This window comes from Streptomyces palmae (genome assembly GCF_004684805.1).
GTDB classification, from domain to species: domain Bacteria; phylum Actinomycetota; class Actinomycetes; order Streptomycetales; family Streptomycetaceae; genus Streptomyces; species Streptomyces palmae.
Genome location: NZ_SRID01000623.1, coordinates 1 through 1,977 on the forward strand (window position 1 = coordinate 1; position 1,977 = coordinate 1,977).

A 1,977-nucleotide genomic window follows, 5' to 3' on the forward strand; every position below is an offset into this window, starting at 1 on the left:
GGGGCGGGAGGGGGTGGCGGGGTGTTGACTCAGCCGACGGGGTCCTTACGGGTGATTTCCCGGTAGGCGATGTCCGCCAGCACCTCCTGTCCGCTCTTGCTGGGGTGGAACCAGTCCCACTTGCTCAACTCCTCCGTCGTGAACCGGTAGTTGTGGACGGCGGGGTCGAAACGGCAGAGCCGGTCCTTCGCGCAGACCTGCTTGAGCGCCGTGTTGTAGGCGCTCACCCGTTCCGAGACCGCCCGTCTGCGTTCCTTGGCGGCGGCGTCCATGGAGTCGGAGTCCTTGAGCATCGACGGGCAGATCCCCAGCCGCCAGACGGTCCTGCCCAGCAGGTTCTTCCGCCCCTGGGACCAGAGTCGTTGCAGGTCGGGGACGCTCGCCACATACACCTGGGTCCTGGGCAGGGTGCGCCGCAGCGTGGCCAGCGAGCTCGCGAAGCCGGTGCGGAACTCCTTGACCGGTGTCATGTCGGAGACCGAGCGCCGACAGGCGTCATTGGCCCCGATCATCACCGTGACCAGCTCCGGCCGGTGTGCCGCGGCGGCCTTCAGCTGCCCGGGCAGGTCCTCGATCCGGGCGCCGGTCTTGGCGTAGTTCCAGCTGCGCACCCGGCCGTTCGCGGAGTCGTCCGGAAGCAGCCGGTGGGCCACGCTGTCCACGTCCGTGCCGGTGGACCAGGAGACCTCGGGGCAGTCCTTGAGCACCGAACAGGCGTCGAAACCACGGGTGATGGAGTCGCCGACGGAGGCGATGGAGTCCGGGTGGGTGTCCCACCGCGGCCCCGGCCGCTTGGTGGGCCGCTTGGTGGCGTGGTCCTCGCCGCCCGGGACGTCATTGCACCCGGTCAGCAGCAGTCCCGCGGTCACCAGTACTGCCGCGGCCCGTAGCGCGGACCCGGCGCGCGGGCCCACCGCGGCCGGACAACCCCGCCGGGTGGCGGTCCTTCTGACCCGCATGGTGTTCCCCCTCCGACTGATGGGTGATATCTCTCCTGGACCGACGGTACGTCACTCCCCGGCGGTTGCCGCGCGGTAGTTTTGCCTCGTGCCGATCGGGTTTCGGCCCCAGGCGCGTCGCTCCCGCACCGGGCGTTACCTTGAGTCAGATTCTGTCCCTTTTGTTCAGGGTTTGTCGAGAATTGGGCTCTATGGTGTTTACTTCGTGTAACCTCAGGAGCTGGTGCAGGAGTGATCATTGGGGCAGAATGTCTGTTGCTGTCCCGGACGCGACCGGTACGGATCACGAGGCCGCTGGGGAAGGCGAACCTCGAACCGCACTGGAGGTCCCGGTGACGACACGTGGAGTTCTGTACGTGCACTCCGCCCCGCGCGCGCTGTGCCCGCATGTCGAATGGGCCATCGCGGGCGTCCTCGGCGTGCGCGTCACCCTCGACTGGATCAAACAGCCCGCGGCCCCCGGCACCTGGCGGGCGGAGTTCTCCTGGCAGGGCCGGGCCGGGATGGCCTCCAAGCTGGCCTCGGCGCTGCGCGGCTGGAACCTGCTGCGCTTCGAGGTGACCGCCGAGCCGTGCGCCACCGCGGAGGGCGAACGCTACAGCTCCACCCCGGCGCTGGGAATCTTCCACGCCGTCACCGGCATGCACGGTGACATCCTCATCCCCGAGGACCGGCTGCGCGCGGCCATGGCCCGCTCCAGCTGCGGCGAGACCGAGCTGGCGGCCGAGGTCGCCAAGCTCCTCGGCAAGCCCTGGGACGACGAGCTGGAACCCTTCCGCTACGCCGGCGAGGGCGCCCCGGTCCGCTGGCTCCACCAGGTCGTCTGACACTCCCTCGGCCAACCTCACCAATCCCCCTGACGCTGCCGTGCGCACCAAGGGGGCGCGGGGAACTGCGCGACCAGCCACCCACGGCCCGCACCCAACCAGCCCACTCAGCCCCCACGCCGCAGGGTCGGCTGGCCCCAGCCCATCCGACGCTGCCGTGCGCCCCAAGGGGGCGCGGGGAACTGCGCGAC

General features: G+C 69.9%; 2 protein-coding genes. One reads left to right on the top strand and one right to left on the bottom strand.

Features of this window, described 5'->3' with window-relative positions; all coding sequences use genetic code 11:
• Window positions 1–29: 29 nt before the first annotated feature.
• Window positions 30–959, bottom strand: coding sequence for an SGNH/GDSL hydrolase family protein (locus E4099_RS31585; protein WP_135342521.1), 930 nt, complete (start codon window positions 957–959; stop codon window positions 30–32).
• Between the two features lie 332 nt (window positions 960–1,291).
• Between E4099_RS31585 and E4099_RS31590 the strand changes: the two genes are divergently transcribed.
• Window positions 1,292–1,786 (top strand): DUF3145 domain-containing protein, encoded by a 495-nt coding sequence (locus E4099_RS31590; RefSeq protein WP_135342522.1) that lies wholly within the window; start codon window positions 1,292–1,294, stop codon window positions 1,784–1,786.
• Window positions 1,787–1,977 lie beyond the last annotated feature (191 nt).